This window comes from Aliihoeflea sp. 40Bstr573 (assembly GCF_024105655.1).
Lineage (GTDB): Bacteria > Pseudomonadota > Alphaproteobacteria > Rhizobiales > Rhizobiaceae > Aliihoeflea.
In genome coordinates, this window is record NZ_JAAAMH010000006.1 from 147,151 (window position 1) to 162,145 (window position 14,995).

Below are 14,995 nucleotides of genomic sequence, written 5' to 3' on the forward strand. Positions count from 1 at the left end.
ATTGTCCCGTTGTCGGCGTCTATTTAGGCAGAAGTGCCGCCTTTTCCAACGTTTCCGGCTCGTCAAACGCTGTTTTCGCCGCATTAGTGTCCAGGATCGCGCGCGGCCAGTTGACGCGGACGATCGCGCCTTGTCCGGGCGTCGCCGCATTGCCGAAGCGCACGGTGCCCCCGGAGCGTTCGAGAAGTGTCTTGGCGATGAAAAGGCCAAGGCCCAGCCCGCCGCCGGCCGAAACCGCAGAGGAGCGTTTCGACATGTAGGGCTCGCCGATGCGGTCGAGCACTTCGACCGGGTAACCCTCTCCATCGTCGAGGATTTCGAGCCATACGTCGTGCATGTCCCAGCTCCAGGTGATCAAGACGGTTTCGCGGGCGAAGTCGACGGCGTTCTCGACGAGATTGCCAAGACCGTAGATGACGCCGGGATTGCGCCGGCCGATCGGCTCGGGACCCTTGCAGTCCTGCGGTTTGAGCTGGATGGCGATGCCAAAATCGCGATGCGGCGCAATTACCTCCTCGATGAGCGAGGTGAAGGGCAGCCGGGCCATGTGCGCCTCGCCCTGCGAGGAAAGGCTGGTGAGCTGCTTGAGGATCGCGCGGCAGCGTTCGCTCTGCGAGCGCAGCAGCGTCACGTCCTCGCCGTAGCGCGGGTCGTCGCCGAGCGCGCGTTCCATCTCTTTCGAGACGAGTGCGATGGTGGCCAGTGGCGTGCCGAGTTCGTGTGCGGCGGCGGCGGCGAGACCGTCCAGCGCGGAAAGATGCTGCTCGCGCTGAAGCACAAGCTCGGTCGCGGCGAGCGCGGTAGCCAGAAGGCGCGCTTCCTCCGCCACGCGATAGGCATAGAAGGCGGTGAAGGCGAGGCAGGAGACGATCGCCATCCAGATGCCGGTCACATAGGTGATCGGCATGGTAAGCTCGGTGCCCGGAAACCAGGGCAGCGGGTGGTGGAAGAAGACGAGAGCCGTCGCCATGGCGATGACGAGGAGGCCCAGCATCGCCGTCCAGCGCAGCGGCAGCGAGGTCGCCGAGATGATAACCGGCGCGGTCATCAGAAGCGCGAAAGGGTTGGTCAGACCGCCGGTCATGTAGAGAAGCCCGCCAAGCTGCAGCGCATCGAAGGTGAGGATCGCCAGCGCGGCGAGCGGGGGCAGGCGGTGGGTGGCGGGATAGCGGAAGGCGAGCAGCAGGTTGAGCCAGGCCGAACAGCCGATCAGCGCGAAGCAGAGCGAGACCTGGACGGGGAATTGCAGCCAGAAGGCGACGACCAGAACGGCCGCGCTCTGGCCGACGACGGCGAGCCAGCGCAGCCTGATCAGCGTGTTGAGGCGGATGTGATGGAGGTGCCGGGGGTCCGGCGCGCGCAGTTCTTCGACCATTGGGGTGTTATGCGGCGCGGCGGCTTCGCCGCCAAGGGGCATAGTGACGCGAGGTCTACGTGCCGCGCGGTTTGGCGCGAGCGGTCGGCTTCGCTTCGAGCGGATTTGCCGGCCAGACATGCTTCGGATAGCGGCCGCGCATCTCGACGCGCACGTCGGCCCAGGAGCCGCGCCAGAAGCCGGGCAGGTCGCGGGTTGTCTGGATCGGCCGGTGCGCAGGAGACAAGAGTTCCAGCGTCATCGGCACTGTGCCGTTCGCGATGGACGGGTGGGCGTCGAGGCCGAAGAGTTCCTGAACGCGGATCGCCAGCACCGGCCAGTCGGCATCGTAGCGGATCGGCAGGCGGCTGCCGGACGGCGCGTCGTAGTGGGTGGGCGCGAGGGTTTCGAGCTTGCGATGAAGCTCGTAGGGAACGAGCGACATCAGTCCGTTGTGCAAGGCGGAGCCGGGAAGGCGCGCAAGGTTCGCTTCGCCGGTGAGGAAGGGCGCGAGCCAGTCGTCGAGGCGGGCGGCAAGCGCATCGTCGCTGACGTCCGGCCACGGATCGCCAAGGCCACGATGGAGCCAGCCGAGCCGCGCGCGCAGCGTCTCGCTCGACTTGTCCCAAGGCAGGATGGCGATGCCGTGCTGGCGGACCGCATCGAGAATAGCGCGGTCCGCCTCCGGCCCTTTCGGCGCGGGCAATTGGCGTTCCGCGAGGACGATGGCGCCCAGGCGCTCAACCTCGCGAACGCGAACCGAACCTTTGACTGCGTCGAACTGGGTCTCGCGGGTGGTTTCGATGCGGTCGGCGAGGGCTTCGCGGATGTCGTTTTCGCAGATCGCGACGGCCGAGGCGATGCGGGCGTTCTGGGCGCGGCCCTGGAGGTCTGCGACGACGACGAAAGGCGCGGCTGCAAGAGAGTCAGCCGCGTCGATGGTGCCGCCGCGTCCGTTGGCGAGGACGAAGTGGCCGTGGGCTCCACGGGCTCTTGCGACGCGGTCGGGATAGGCGAGGAGAAGGGTGGCGCCGGGGGAGGTGGAAGGTTTCTCCGTTAGCCCCCCACCCCGCACCCCTCCCCATAAGGGGGAGGGAGACGTCGGCGTGGGTTCTTGATTGGACAGCATGGTGCCCGGCGTTGGGCTGGGCCCAGATGGCCCATTGTCGGGAGAGGCCGAAGCGCTCGTGTCCCCCTCCCCCTTGCGGGAAGGGGTGCGGGGTGGGGGTCTCGTCGAGGAAGACCCCAACCGTTTGGCGAGATCGCGCGCAGCGTCGGCACGCTGGCCTTTTTCGTGGGCAAAGCGGCGCAGGCGCGTGTCGAGGTCGACGCCGGTGCCGCCGAGGCCGCGCTCGGTCAGGAGGACGGCGAGGCGGGCGGCAAGGCGCGGGTCGGGGGCTTCGGCGACCATATGGGCGAGGCGCACCGGAAGTGCCAGCCGGCGCATGCGTTCGCCTGCATCGGTCAGCCTGCCCTGCGCATCGAGCGCGCCGAGACTGTCGAGAAGGGCGCGTGCTTCGGCAAGGGCAGGCGTCGGCGGCGGGTCGAGGAAGGCGAGAGTTGCCGGGTCGGTCACGCCGAAGGCGGCGGCGTCAAGCAGGAGGCCGGAAAGATCGGCTTCGAGGATTTCCGGCGTGGAGAAGGCGCAGAGCGACGCGGTCTGCTCGGCACGCCAAAGGCGGATCGCGATGCCGGGCTCGGTGCGGCCGGCGCGGCCGGCGCGCTGGTCGGCCGAGGCGCGAGAGGCGCGCACGGTTTCAAGCCGCGTCAGCCCGGTGGCCGGTTCGAATTTCGGCACGCGGGCAAGGCCGGAATCGATGACGATCCGGACGCCGTCGATGGTGATGGAGGTCTCGGCGATGGAGGTGGCGAGCACGATCTTGCGCCGCCCGGGCGCGGGCGGGCGGATCGCCTCGTCCTGCGCCTTGCCGACGAGGCCGCCAAAAAGCGGGATGATGTCGCAATCGGCCGCAATGCGGCCCTCCAGCCGCTCGCAGGTGCGTTCGATCTCGCGCTGGCCGGGGAGGAAGGCGAGGATGCTGCCGGTTTCATCCGCGAGCACCGAGCGGATCGCGTCTGCCATGGCGTCTTCGATCTTGACCGAGGAAGGCCGGTCGCGATGGCGGATCTCGACGGGAAAGCTGCGGCCTTCGCTGGTGATGACGGGCGCCTCGCCGAGGAGCGAGGCGACGCGCGCGCCGTCGATCGTGGCGGACATGACGAGGAGCTTGAGATCCGGGCGCAATGCGCCTGCGACGTCCAGTGCCAGGGCGAGCCCGAAATCGCCGTCGAGCGAGCGCTCGTGGAATTCGTCGAAGAGGATGGCCGAGATGCCCGCAAGCTCGGGGTCATCGAGAATCATGCGGGCAAGGATGCCCTCGGTAACGACGAGGACGCGCGTGTTCGGACCGGATTTCGAATCCATGCGCATCGCATAGCCCACCGTGCCGCCGACTTCTTCACCGAGGAGGCTCGCCATCCGGCGGGCGGCGGCGCGGGCGGCGAGGCGGCGTGGCTCCAGGAGGAGGATGCGCCCGCTGCCGGCAAGGCCCGATTGCAGAAGATGTAGCGGCACGAGCGTCGTCTTGCCCGCGCCGGGCGGCGCGACGAGCACGGCCTTGCCGGCGGTCGACAGCGCGGCGGACAATTCGTCCAGAACCTCGCTGACGGGCAGGTGGGGCAGGCTCATGCTTCCTCACCGACGGTAACGACCTGGCCGCCCGCTGCGTTCGCGTCGGCCTCATCGTGGGTGACGAGGATGACCGGCAGCATCGCCGCGCGCGCCTTGGCGAAGACGAGATCGCGGATCTGCGCGCGCAGGTCGGCGTCGAGTTTGGAGAAGGGCTCGTCGAGCAGCATCATGCGCGGCTCGGACACAAGGGTGCGGGCGAGCGCGACGCGCGCCTTCTGTCCACCCGAAAGGGTCGCCGGATCGCGGTCGCCATAGCTGGCGAGGCCGACATCGGCGAGCGCCGCTTCGGCATGTTCGAGGCGCACGGCGTGGCCCTTGATCCGTGCCGGCAAGGCGAAAGCGACGTTGCCGGCCACCGACATGTGCGGGAAGAGAAGCGGGTCCTGGAAGAGGAGGCCGGCGTGACGGTCCTCGGCGGGGAGCTTTGTGAGCTCGACATCACCGGAGAAGACGCGACCGGAGGCGGCGAACTCGGGCGCGAGAAAGCCGCCGATATAGGCAAGCAGGGTTGATTTTCCGGAGCCGGAAGGACCCATGACGGTCAGCGTCTCGCCGGGTTCGACGCGCGCGGAGATCGCCAGCAGGGCACGCTGGCCGAGCGCGATCGTAATAGCGTCGAGCATCAGCCTGTTCATTTTGCGTCTCTCAGCTCTGCATGGCGCGGCGATGGCGAAATAGCAGGGCCGGCACGCAAATCGCAATGGCGAAGCCGATGGCGGGCAGGAGCATCTGCAGAAAAGCGTAGATGCCGATCGTGCGTCGCGCACCGCCCGAGGCGAGCGCGACGGCTTCGGTGGTGATGGTGGGCAGGCGCCCGGCGCCGATCAGGAGCGTCGGCAGGTATTGCCCCACCGACACGGCGAAGCCGACGGCGGCGGCGGTCAGGATCGGGCGCGCCAGCATCGGCAGGCGTATGGCGAGCAGCGTGCGCAGGCGACGCTTGCCGAGGCCTGCGGCGACCGCTTCGTAGCGCCGGTCGAAAGCGCGCCACGGATCGGAGAGCGACAGGAAGACGTAAGGCAGGACGAAGATGAGATGCGCCAGCACCAGCGCCGAAAAGCTGGCGACGAAGCCGACCGACAAGAACAGGAATTGCAGCCCGAACAGAAATGCGACCTGCGGGACGATCAGCGGCAAATAGATGAAAGCGAGAGCCTTGCGTCCGCCCGAGCGGCCGGTGTCCCCCTCACGCATGAGGCAGAGCAATGTGAGCAGGATGGCGATCAGGGTCGATAGCGCTGCGGCGGCAAGGGTGGTCGCCAGCGGCCCGGCGACGCGCGGCAGCGCCTCCATCCATGGCTTGAGCATGAAGGTCGAGGGCAGGGGCTGCGGAAATGGCCAAAGACCCGCGACGGACCAAAGGCCGAGCGCGACAAGGCCGGCCAGCACGATGCCGCCCGACAGCGTCATCAGGCCGAGCGCGGCGTGGCGAAGGCCGGCATCATGGCGCAGGCGCGTCCCGCGCGCTGCGAGAACTTCGCGCAGTCGGGCAAAAGCAATCTCGATGACGATCCAGATGAGGAGTGCAGCCAGCACCACGGCCAGTTGCAACAGCGCACCGGCAGCGGCGACGAAGCGCATCGACAGGTCCGCATCGTTCATCCACCCCACGAGCCGCACGGCGAGCGTCGCCGGCGTTCCGGGGCCAAGGATGATGGCGACATCGACGACAGAGGCGGCGAAGGCGATGACGGCGAACACCGCGAGCCGGATCTGCCGGTAGATCGCGGGCCAGGCGAGATAAAGAAAACCGGCGATGCGCCCGTAGCCGAGCGCGGCCGACAGCGCGCGCGTCTCTCTCAGCCGGACCTGCGGCAGGGCCGCGAGCGTTACCAGGAGAAGAAATGGCACTTCCTTGACGACGAGGCCGGCGATCAGGGCCAGTCCGGCCGGATCGTTGAGGACGAGGAGGTCGGGCGGGCGCGTCCAGCCGGTGAGGCCGGGCGAGATGAGCCGTGCAAGAAGGCCGGAGGGCGCGATGAGGAAGGCGAAGCCAAAGGCGGCCGCCGCGTGGGGCACCGACAGGAGCGGCGAGATCATCGCCTGGACGCGGGCGAAAGAGCGCGTCCCGGCCCAGCCAGCGACGAAGACCATGACGATGAGAAGGGACAGGCCCGCCGAAACGAGACCCGTCGAAAGGCTGAGCGTTGCCGAGCGGGTGATGCCGGGTGCGGCGAAGAGGGCCGCAAAGGCATCAGTCGTCAGGCGCGCGCCACCCAGCGCCGGCAGATAGCCGAAGGCCGGCAAGAGGGTGCCTGCAAGGCCCGCGAGGATGGGCCCGGCGAGGATCGCGAGCGTGAGCGGGGGACCGAGCCGCGCGACGCGCGCGACGCCGTCCTGCGGCTGGATCAATTGGCGACGCCGTAGCGCCGGCGCCATTCGTCCTCGAGCCGGTCCATCCAGCTTGGATGTGGCTCATCGATAGCCGGGCCAAGCTCGTCGGGCGACAGCGTCGCGATGCCGAGGTCGAGCGCTTCGAACCGTGCGCGGTCGGCGTCTTCAAGCTTGTCCATTGCCAGAACGGTCGGGTCGCCCCAGACCGCCGGGTCTTGTTTCCGGGCCTGGGCTTCCGGCGACAGCAGGAAATCGGCAGTGACGAGCGCTGCCTCCTTTGCCGACGAATTATACGGAATCGACACGAAATGCGTGTTCGCGAGCGTGCCGCCGGGGAAGGTGAACGACCGCACTGTGTCCGGCAGTTCGCCATTGGCAATGGCGGAAGACGCTTCCGCCGGATTGAACGCGAAGATGATGTCGACCTCATTGTCGGCCAGAAGCTGCTTCATGGCCGGGTAGTTTTGCGGATAGGCGCGTCCTTGCCGCCACATCAGCGGATGAAGCTGGTCGAGATATTCGAACACCGGCGCCGTGACGGCATCGAAGCTGACTTCGTCGACCGGCTCCAGCAGGACGGACCGGTCTTCGACCTTTTCCGAAAGGACCTGCTTGATGAAGGAAGAGCCGATGAAATCTGGCGGTTGCGGATAGGAGAATCGGCCGGGGTTCTCGCGCGCCCATTCTAGAAGCTCGTCGGCGGACTGCGGCAAGGTATCGGAGGGTGTTTTGGCGGTATCGTGGAAGAAGACGAGTTTCGCCATGCCCCAAGGGCTTTCAAGCCCCTCAACCGGCACCGTGAAATCGGTTCGGATGGTGGACTGGTTCTCGAAATCCACGAAGCGCCAGTTGGGCAGATCTTCGGCCCAGCCCGGCGCGAACAGGAGCGACTGCTCCTTCATCGAGGCGAAATTCTCGCCATTGATCCAGATGAGATCGATCGTGCCGCCCTCGTCCCGCCCGGCGGCCTTTTCGGCGACAACCGTTGCGACGGCATTGGCGGTGTCGTCGAGCTTCACGTGGACGAGTTCGATGCCGTAGCGCTTTTCCAGTTCTCCGGCCGTCCACTCGATATAGGAATTGATGTTCGGCGATCCGCCCCAGGCGTTGAAGTAGACGGTCTGGCCGCGCGCAGCCTCGACCACTTCATCCCAATCGTCAAGGTTGGGTTCGGCACCTGCCGGCGCAACGACAACGACCGCGACCAAGGCCGCAGCAGCAAGAAGGCGATGGATCACCGGGCACTCCCATCATCGGCCGGGTTGAGACGTTCCCGATTGAGCATGGGGCCGCGTCGCGCGTCAACGCACGAAGCCGGCGGGATTTCTCACCTTGGCGTGAGGCGGATGGGAGTCAGTTGTCTGGCTGGCGAGCCCACCAAACCGACCAGACGACGGCGGCCACGGCGGCGGCGAGGCCAAGCCACTGAAAGATGTTCAGGTTTGCAAGATAAGTTAAAGCGGCGTCGCAAAGGTCGATCAATAAATATTCTCCGCCCGGATGGCGACGTGACTGTCTTAGGTGCCCGGGGGAGTTAGCCGATGGAGGCTAGGCGCTCTATAAACAATGATAAAGGGCGGCCGCGAGGACCGCCCTTTGTACAGATTTGGTCGAGAATTACTCGGCGTCGTTGGCCGGCTCGGCATTGAGCTGGCCGTACTTCTCGTCACCGAGCTTTTCGAGCAGTTCGAGCTGTGTCTCGAGGAAGTCGATATGACCTTCCTCGTCGGCCAGCAGTTCCTCGAACAGCTTCATCGTCACGTAGTCGCCCATCTCTTGGCAGATCTCGCGCGACTTCTTATAGGAGGTGCGGGCATCGTATTCACCGGCAAGGTCAGCCTCGAGCACTTCCTTGACGTTTTGCCCGATGCGCAGGGCGCCGACCTTTTGCAAGTTCGGATGACCTTCGAGGAAGATGATACGCTCGATGATCCTGTCGGCGTGATGCATCTCCTCGATCGATTCGGCACGCTCTTTCTTGGCGAGCTTGCCATATCCCCAATCATCCAAGAGCCGATAGTGCAGCCAGTACTGGTTTACCGCGCCGAGTTCCAGAAATAGGGCTTCGTTAAGCCGCTCGATGATCCTTGGTTCGCCCTTCATGGCTCATGCTCCCGAATTGATCGCGCAGACTGCGCACGCGATCCAGATATGTAACGACCTCGTCGCCGCTGTCTACCGATCGCCGATGATATTCCTCGGTGACACGGATGATCGTCTCGACGACGTTCGGGAAGCAGCCGCAGCAGCGACCGCGCTGCTGGAGCGAATGATAGACCTTGGCCGGCACGATGAGCTGCCACGGATCGGAATCCAGGAGCGAGACGATCGCCGCCTCGATTTCCTTGAGCGTGATGATGTTGCAGCTACAGACAAGCATTGCGAGCGCGACCCTGACCATGACTGGCTCGTCCGGATCGGGTGAGGCATGACGGCCCGATGATTCTCCGGGACATCGCAGCGCTCCACCCGGGTTCAAGGCCCGGACTTCGCCTAGCGACCCCCTCGACCGGGGCCGCTTTCCCTTACAAAAGCATTCAGGAACTGCTTGTCAATCCAAACCTGACTGAATTGATCAAGTTGGAATCGTTCTAAGGACGCGTGTCGGTCTCGTCGCGGTACTGCTCGTGCGTGCCGCGGATTTGCTCCTCGCGCTCCCTGCGCGAAAGGCGTCGGCGCGTCAAGAGCGCATAGGCGATTGCCGCGGCCAGGACGATCGGGGCGAGGACGGTCGTGAAGGACCATTCGAAGGACTCAAACATGGCTCGGCTCCTTTACGCAAGAAAACGCGAGTGAAGTGCTGCCTGTTCCAAGTCATGAAAAAGGCGGCCTCAAGGGAGCCGCCTTTCCAGTCTCATGCCTGAGGATGTCAGTTCGCCGCGCGGGCAATGCGCAGGATGGTCGACGCGCCAGTGTTGCGGTTCTCCGTCACCGCATAGACGGCGCCGTCGGGGCCGACGCGGACATCGCGGATGCGGGCTTCGAGCGGGATGCGCGCTTCGGTCGCAACCTGGTCGCCTTCCATTTCGAGGACGACGAGACCTTCGGTGACGAGACCGCCGATGAGGATCGCGCCTTCCCATTCGGGGAATTCCTCGCCCTCGTAGACATCCATGCCCGAGGGGCCGATGACGGGGTCCCAATAGTAGACGGGCTGTTCCATGCCATCCATCTGGGTGATGCCTTCGCCGACCGGCTGGCCGCTATATGCGACGCCGTAGGTGATGATCGGCCAGCCGTAATTGAGGCCGGCTTCCGGCATGTTCAGTTCGTCGCCGCCCTTCGGCCCGTGTTCGACCGTCCAAAGGCGTCCTTCGGCGTCGAGCGTGGCGGACTGGAGGTTGCGGTGCCCGTAGCTGTAGATTTCGGGCTGGGCGCCTTCTTCGTCGATGAAGGGATTGCCTTCGAAAGGCTCGCCGTCGAGCGTGACGCGGAAAATCTTGCCAAGCCCGCTTTCCAGCTCTTGTGCCTGATCGCGGATCGGCTCGTCGGAGCGCTCGCCGACGGTGATATAGAGCGCATTGTCCTCGCTGATTTCGAGGCGCGAGCCGAAATGCTTGTCGCCGTCATAGCTTGGCATCTGCTGGAAAATGACCTCGACATCCTCGAGCGCGCCGCCGTTTTCCTCGTCGGTGACGAGCGTGGCGGAGGCGACGGACGTACCGTTGCCGTCTTCACGCGGTTCGGCGAAGGAGAAGAAGATGCGGTTGGATTCGTCAAAGTCAGGCGCGAGGATCACGTCGAGCAGGCCGCCCTGGCCGGCCGCAGCGACTTCGGGCACGCCGGAGATTTCGGGCCCGACCTCGCCTTCCGGCGTTACGATGTGCAGCGCGCCTTCCTTGGCGGTGACGAGCATGCGCCCGTCCGGCATGAATTCCATCGCCCAAAGGTGAGGCAGGTCCTCGGCGACAGTCTGGACATCGAGCTCGGGCATGTCAGCCGGCTGGTCGGCACGCGTCTGCTCGGGGAAGGCAGGTTCCTGATCCGGCGCATTTGGTGCGGCGGTTTCGACCGGGCCTGTTTCGGTGTTTGCATTGGTGGCATCTTGCGCAAGGGCGGGGCCGGTGATCAGGCCGACGGCCAGAACGGTCGAGGCAAGAAGGCGGGTCGTTAGGATGGACATGAGCGTGCTCCCTTTGGTTTCATGGTTGCCACTCAACGAAGCGGAGCAGCGCATGTTGCCCCGCGCAGGATCACACTTGTTTTATTGCGGCGATTGCGCGCGGCTCAGCGGGGACGGCGGGCCAGAAGCAGAATGAAGTAGCTGCCGCCGATGATCGCAGCGATCGTGCCGGCGGGAAGCTGCGCCGGATAGAGCACCGAACGCCCGAGCCAGTCTGAAACGGTGAGAAGCGACATGCCGATCAGCGCGGCGGCAACCAGCTGGTGGCCCGCGCGGCGTGCGCCCAGAAGCGAGGCGAGATGCGGCGAGATCAGGCCGACGAAGGCGATCGGGCCCATGACGGAGGTGACCGCTGCCGTGACGGTGGCGGAAAAGACCAGCATGCCAAGCCGGGCGGCGGGGACGGACAGGCCGCGCGAGCCGGCGAGCGTGTCGCCGGCGATGATGAGTGTGAGCGGCCGGCGCGCAAGAAGGCCGAGCGCCAGGAATGCGGCGGCGCATATCGCGAGGAAGATCGCTTCGTCGGCCTGGACGCGGTAGGTCGAACCGGACAGCCAGCCGACGATGGCGAAGGCCTCCTCGCCGCCGCGCGCGATGACGAACTGCACGATGGCGTCGAGAAGCGCGGCGAGCGAGATGCCGGCGAGCGCCATGATGCCCGGCGCATAGTCGGCGCGCCGGCCAAAGAGGATGAGCAGGCCGAGCACCGTGGCGCTGCCGAGGACGGCGACGCCGGTGCCGGCGTCGTGGATCGAACCGCCGGCAAGGATGGCGCTGGCGACCAGCGCGAGCGTGGCGCCGGAGGTCATGCCCATGATGTCGGGGCTGGCGAGAGGGTTGCGGATCAGCCGCTGAAGGACGACGCCCGCGATCGCCATGGCGACGCCGGCAGCCGCGGAGGCGGCGATGCGCGGCCAGCGCAGCGCGAAGACGAGTTCGCTCGGCCATTCGACGCGCCAGCCTTCACCAGTGACGGCGACGGCGAAGGAGGCGGCGAGGATACCGGCCGTGACGAGCGCGAGGAGGCCGAGCGCGGGCACGGACATGCGATCGCGCCCCTTCGGCAGGAAGAAGCGCAAGTGATCGCGCGCCTTCATTTGCGAGGCGGCGAGCCAGACCAGCGCGGGCGCACCGACGAGCGCGGCGGTGGCACCGCTCGGGATCATGTCGGAGGTGAAGTTTGAACCGTAAAGCGCGACGGCGTCGGTGCCGACCATGAGGGCTGCGCCCAGCGCGATGCTGGTGACGAGCCGGTCGAGCGTGGAGCGCGCCCCGGCCATCCGCGCGATGTTCGGCGCGATGAGCCCGATGAAGCCGATGACGCCTACGATGGCGACGACCGTTGCGGTCAGCCACAGCGCGACAAGCAGCGCCAGGGCGAGCACCTGCATAATCGGCACGCCCCTCGCTGACGCACCCTGCTCGCCGAGCCGCAGGAGAGTGAGCGGCCGCGCGAGGAGCAGCGCGAAAGGCAGGGCGAGGAGGAGGCGCGGCCACAGCCACGACACGCCCTGCCAGTCGATCTGCGTCAGGTCGCCCGCGCCCCAGACGAAGAGGTGGCGGACGTAGAACTCGTTCATGATGATGAGCACGACTGCCACGGCCGACAGCAGAAGGTTGAGCGCCATGCCAGCGAGCACGATCGGCAGCCCGCCGATGCCCTGCCGACCCGCGATGGCGAGCACGAGCAGCATGGTGGCCGATGCGCCGGCGAGCGCGAACCATTCGCCATAGGCGGCGGCGAGACCTGGCAGGAAGACAGTCGCGGCATAGAGCCCGACGCGCGCGCCCGCCGAAACGCCGAGGGTCATGGGCGATGCGAGGCGGTTTTGCGTTGCCTCCTGCATGATCGCGCCGGACAGACCGAGCGCGGCGCCGGCGAGAAGCGCCATGGCAAGACGCGGCAGCACCGAGTGGTAGAAGCGAACTTCCTCGAACAGGTCCGGCGCTACGCTCGTCGCCAGCACCCATTTCGTCGCCAGCGGCAGCGGGCTCGAGATGCCGAGATGAATGAGTGTGGCGGCGACAAGCGCGGCCAGGCAAAGGACGATGCGCATCGTCATGGGTCGATGGTCAAAAGCGCTTCGGTGAAGGCTTCGGCGAGATAGCCGACGGAGAATGCGCCTCCGAAGGTCCAGCTCGGCTTGACGCGGGCGAAGCGGCCGGCCCGCACGAAGGGCATCGCCTTCCAGAGCGGCGAGGGGAAGAGCGCGTCCGCACCGGGGAAGGGCTCGATGTTGAGGATGATGCCGTCTTCCACCGCGCCGAGCTGCTCGACGCGCTTTTGCACAAAGCCCCACGTCGTTGCAGGCTGCGGGAAGGCGGGCTCCAGCCCGAGCGCCAAGAGGGCGGCCTGCGACGTCGAATTGCCGCCATGGACCCTGACTCGCGCCTGGTCGAGCAGGCTGATCGCCGTGACCTTCGGCAGGTCGCCGCCAAAATGACGCTCGGCCTTTCCCCGAAGCTCGGCGAGATGCGCGTCGAGCCCGGCGAGGCGCTCGCGGGCAAGCTGCTCGCGGTCGAAGAGGCGGGCAAGTTCCAGATAGCTCGTGCGTGTGGCCTCGGCATTGTCGTGGTCGAGGCTGAACAGCTTGAAATGGACGACCGGCGCGATGCGCTCCAGCACGGGCGCCAGTTCGGCTTGATCGTCGGATATGACGATGAGGTCCGGCTTCAGTTCGGCGATGCGCTCGACATTCGGCTCGTTACGCTGGCCGACATTTTTCACGTCCGGCCCGAGAGAAGGCTGAACGACCCAGAGGCGGTAGCCTTCCGGGTCGGCGACGGCGAGGAGCGGAACGTCGAGCTCGACGAGCTGTTCGACGACTGCCCAGGACAGTGCGATCACGCGCTGCGGAATCTCGTCGAATGTCTGGGTGCCCCGGCTGTCAGTGATCGTCGTCTGCCCAAGGGCGGGCGTTGCCATGGCAAGAAGGGCCGCGAGTACGGCGCGGCGGGATATCGGATTCATCTCAGGCCACGATCGCGATCGGGTGGGCATCGTCGGGATGGGCGAGAAGCCGGATGTCGATGCCGTAGAGTTCGGTCAGGAGACGGCCCGACATGAGTTGGGCCGGCGTGCCGTCGAAGGCAATGCGGCCATCCTTGAGCGCGATGACGCGGTCGGAAAAGCGGGCAGCGAGGTTGACGTCATGAAGGACGACGACAACGCCGCGGCCGGCGGAGCGGTTGAGCGCGCGCAGGAGCGACATGACGCTGTACTGGTGGACGAGATCGAGTGCCGAGGTCGGCTCGTCGAGAAGGAGGAGCGGCGATTGCTGCGCGATCAGCATTGCGATCCATGCCCGCTGGCGCTCGCCGCCGGACAGGTGATCGACCATGCGGGTGGCGAAGCCGGTGAGGTCGGTGGCGGCAAGCGCCTCCTCGACGGCCTGGCGGTCCTCGTCCTTCCAGATGCCCAGCGCTCCGCGCCAGGCATAGCGCCCGAGGCCGACGAGTTCGCGCACGTCAAGGCCGGGCACGTCGGCGAACTGCTGCGGCAGGAATGCGAGGCGGCGGGCGAGGTCGCGTTGCGAGAGGCCGTGATCGCAGCCGTCGAGGAAAATGCGGCCGGTGGTGGGCGTCTGCTGACGCGCCATCAGGCTCATCAGCGTCGATTTGCCCGAACCGTTCTGGCCGATGATGGCGGTGAACGCGCTGCCGGAGATGGAAAGTTCGGGCACGGAGAGAACCGTGCGCGCGCCATGGCGCATCTCGATGTCGGTCAGGTCAAGCATGGGCGCTCCAATAGGCCTGCATGCGCTCCATGCGGAGAGCGCGGGGCTGTTTCGGGCAGGATTGGCAAAGCGTGCCGGGCTCGCACAGATAGTGGAGGCAGCACTGCTTGCGGTCGAGGACGGGATGAAGCGCGCCGCTGGCAAGCCGCACGTCGGCAAGCGCGCTCATGCCGGAAAGACCCGCAGCCGCGAGCCAGCGATCCGCGTGGGCGCATACTTCGAGGTGGGGCTTGTGTGCGTGGATGTGAACGAGCGTTCCCAGGATGCGATCGGCCAAAAGCCGGTAGGCGATCTTCTCCTTGACCGGCGCGATGGCGCAAAGTTCGGCGAAGAGATGATCGGCGATCGCGCGGATGCGGGTCGCCGTCAGGTCGATCATGTCGGCAAGGTCGCCGCACAGGCTCTGGCCGGCCGGCAAGCGAAAGCCGTAGACGCCGCCATTGGCGACGCACTGGCCCATCCGGTCGACGGGCAGGGCAAGATTCTGGCCATGAACGGCCATGACGCCGGCCATGGCAGGTTGCCAGACCAGCATCGACCAGCTTCGGACCGCGTGATAGGCGCGGCCGGCGAGCGCGTAGGCGGACGCGATCTCGCCATGCAGGCGGGCAACGACGGCACGGTCGTCCTCGGCGCCGAGCCAGTCTGCAGGCGTAGCGGAGAACGCGGCGTCGATGCCCGGCAGGGCTGTCCGGACCGCGTCGACGAACGCGGTCTCGGCTTGAGCCCTGTCGAGCGCGACGCCCATGCCCGCC

At 66.5% G+C, this 14,995-nt stretch carries 13 protein-coding genes; all 13 read right to left on the bottom strand.

Annotated features, from left to right (window positions below; genetic code table 11):
- Nucleotides 1-19: 19 nt before the first annotated feature.
- Nucleotides 20-1,375, bottom strand: coding sequence for an ActS/PrrB/RegB family redox-sensitive histidine kinase (locus tag GTK01_RS10095; RefSeq protein ID WP_252925751.1), 1,356 nt, complete (start codon nt 1,373-1,375; stop codon nt 20-22).
- A 55-nt stretch (nt 1,376-1,430) separates the two neighbouring features.
- Nucleotides 1,431-4,043, bottom strand: a complete 2,613-nt coding sequence (hrpB, locus tag GTK01_RS10100; protein WP_252925752.1) for an ATP-dependent helicase HrpB — start codon at nt 4,041-4,043, stop codon at nt 1,431-1,433.
- Complete coding sequence (locus GTK01_RS10105; RefSeq protein ID WP_252925753.1) at nt 4,040-4,681, bottom strand: ATP-binding cassette domain-containing protein; 642 nt, start codon at nt 4,679-4,681, stop codon at nt 4,040-4,042. Before GTK01_RS10105 ends, hrpB begins: the two co-directional genes overlap by 4 nt.
- Before the next feature lie 10 nt (nt 4,682-4,691).
- Complete coding sequence (locus GTK01_RS10110; protein WP_252925754.1) at nt 4,692-6,425, bottom strand: ABC transporter permease; 1,734 nt, start codon at nt 6,423-6,425, stop codon at nt 4,692-4,694.
- Nucleotides 6,395-7,618 (bottom strand): ABC transporter substrate-binding protein, encoded by a 1,224-nt coding sequence (locus GTK01_RS10115; RefSeq protein ID WP_371924312.1) that lies wholly within the window; start codon nt 7,616-7,618, stop codon nt 6,395-6,397. Before GTK01_RS10115 ends, GTK01_RS10110 begins: the two co-directional genes overlap by 31 nt.
- Before the next feature lie 379 nt (nt 7,619-7,997).
- Nucleotides 7,998-8,483 carry a bacterioferritin gene (bfr, locus tag GTK01_RS10120; RefSeq protein ID WP_252925755.1) on the bottom strand — a complete coding sequence of 162 codons (486 nt, stop codon included), beginning with the start codon at nt 8,481-8,483 and terminating at the stop codon, nt 7,998-8,000.
- A complete protein-coding gene (locus GTK01_RS10125; protein WP_252925824.1) occupies nt 8,449-8,760 on the bottom strand; it encodes a bacterioferritin-associated ferredoxin in 312 nt (103 codons plus the stop codon). The genes bfr and GTK01_RS10125 overlap by 35 nt, the downstream gene beginning before the upstream one ends.
- A 211-nt stretch (nt 8,761-8,971) precedes the next feature.
- Nucleotides 8,972-9,142 carry a hypothetical protein gene (locus tag GTK01_RS10130; protein WP_252925756.1) on the bottom strand — a complete coding sequence of 57 codons (171 nt, stop codon included), beginning with the start codon at nt 9,140-9,142 and terminating at the stop codon, nt 8,972-8,974.
- Between the two features lie 107 nt (nt 9,143-9,249).
- Nucleotides 9,250-10,503: a PQQ-dependent sugar dehydrogenase gene (locus tag GTK01_RS10135; RefSeq protein ID WP_252925757.1), complete on the bottom strand. Its 1,254-nt coding sequence runs from the start codon at nt 10,501-10,503 to the stop codon at nt 9,250-9,252.
- 104 nt (nt 10,504-10,607) lie between these two features.
- A complete protein-coding gene (gene fhuB, locus GTK01_RS10140; RefSeq protein ID WP_252925758.1) occupies nt 10,608-12,566 on the bottom strand; it encodes a Fe(3+)-hydroxamate ABC transporter permease FhuB in 1,959 nt (652 codons plus the stop codon).
- Entirely contained in the window at nt 12,563-13,474 is a 912-nt protein-coding gene (locus GTK01_RS10145) for an iron-siderophore ABC transporter substrate-binding protein (RefSeq protein ID WP_252925759.1), read from the bottom strand. The genes fhuB and GTK01_RS10145 overlap by 4 nt, the downstream gene beginning before the upstream one ends.
- A gap of 1 nt (nt 13,475) precedes the next feature.
- Nucleotides 13,476-14,240, bottom strand: a complete 765-nt coding sequence (locus GTK01_RS10150; protein ID WP_252925760.1) for an ABC transporter ATP-binding protein — start codon at nt 14,238-14,240, stop codon at nt 13,476-13,478.
- Nucleotides 14,233-14,988, bottom strand: coding sequence for a siderophore ferric iron reductase (locus tag GTK01_RS10155; protein ID WP_252925761.1), 756 nt, complete (start codon nt 14,986-14,988; stop codon nt 14,233-14,235). The genes GTK01_RS10150 and GTK01_RS10155 overlap by 8 nt, the downstream gene beginning before the upstream one ends.
- Between the last annotated feature and the right edge of the window lie 7 nt (nt 14,989-14,995).

Excerpts from the sequence above, each read along its gene's own strand:
- GTK01_RS10095 (WP_252925751.1), bottom strand. The coding sequence starts at position 1,375 with ATGGTCGAAGAACTGCGCGCGCCGGACCCCCGGCACCTCCATCACATC.
- hrpB (WP_252925752.1), bottom strand. The coding sequence starts at position 4,043 with ATGAGCCTGCCCCACCTGCCCGTCAGCGAGGTTCTGGACGAATTGTCC.
- GTK01_RS10105 (WP_252925753.1), bottom strand. The coding sequence starts at position 4,681 with ATGAACAGGCTGATGCTCGACGCTATTACGATCGCGCTCGGCCAGCGT.
- GTK01_RS10110 (WP_252925754.1), bottom strand. The coding sequence starts at position 6,425 with ATGGCGCCGGCGCTACGGCGTCGCCAATTGATCCAGCCGCAGGACGGC.
- bfr (WP_252925755.1), bottom strand. The coding sequence starts at position 8,483 with ATGAAGGGCGAACCAAGGATCATCGAGCGGCTTAACGAAGCCCTATTT.
- GTK01_RS10125 (WP_252925824.1), bottom strand. The coding sequence starts at position 8,760 with ATGCTTGTCTGTAGCTGCAACATCATCACGCTCAAGGAAATCGAGGCG.
- GTK01_RS10130 (WP_252925756.1), bottom strand. The coding sequence starts at position 9,142 with ATGTTTGAGTCCTTCGAATGGTCCTTCACGACCGTCCTCGCCCCGATC.
- GTK01_RS10135 (WP_252925757.1), bottom strand. The coding sequence starts at position 10,503 with ATGTCCATCCTAACGACCCGCCTTCTTGCCTCGACCGTTCTGGCCGTC.
- fhuB (WP_252925758.1), bottom strand. The coding sequence starts at position 12,566 with ATGACGATGCGCATCGTCCTTTGCCTGGCCGCGCTTGTCGCCGCCACA.
- GTK01_RS10145 (WP_252925759.1), bottom strand. The coding sequence starts at position 13,474 with ATGAATCCGATATCCCGCCGCGCCGTACTCGCGGCCCTTCTTGCCATG.
- GTK01_RS10150 (WP_252925760.1), bottom strand. The coding sequence starts at position 14,240 with ATGCTTGACCTGACCGACATCGAGATGCGCCATGGCGCGCGCACGGTT.
- GTK01_RS10155 (WP_252925761.1), bottom strand. The coding sequence starts at position 14,988 with ATGGGCGTCGCGCTCGACAGGGCTCAAGCCGAGACCGCGTTCGTCGAC.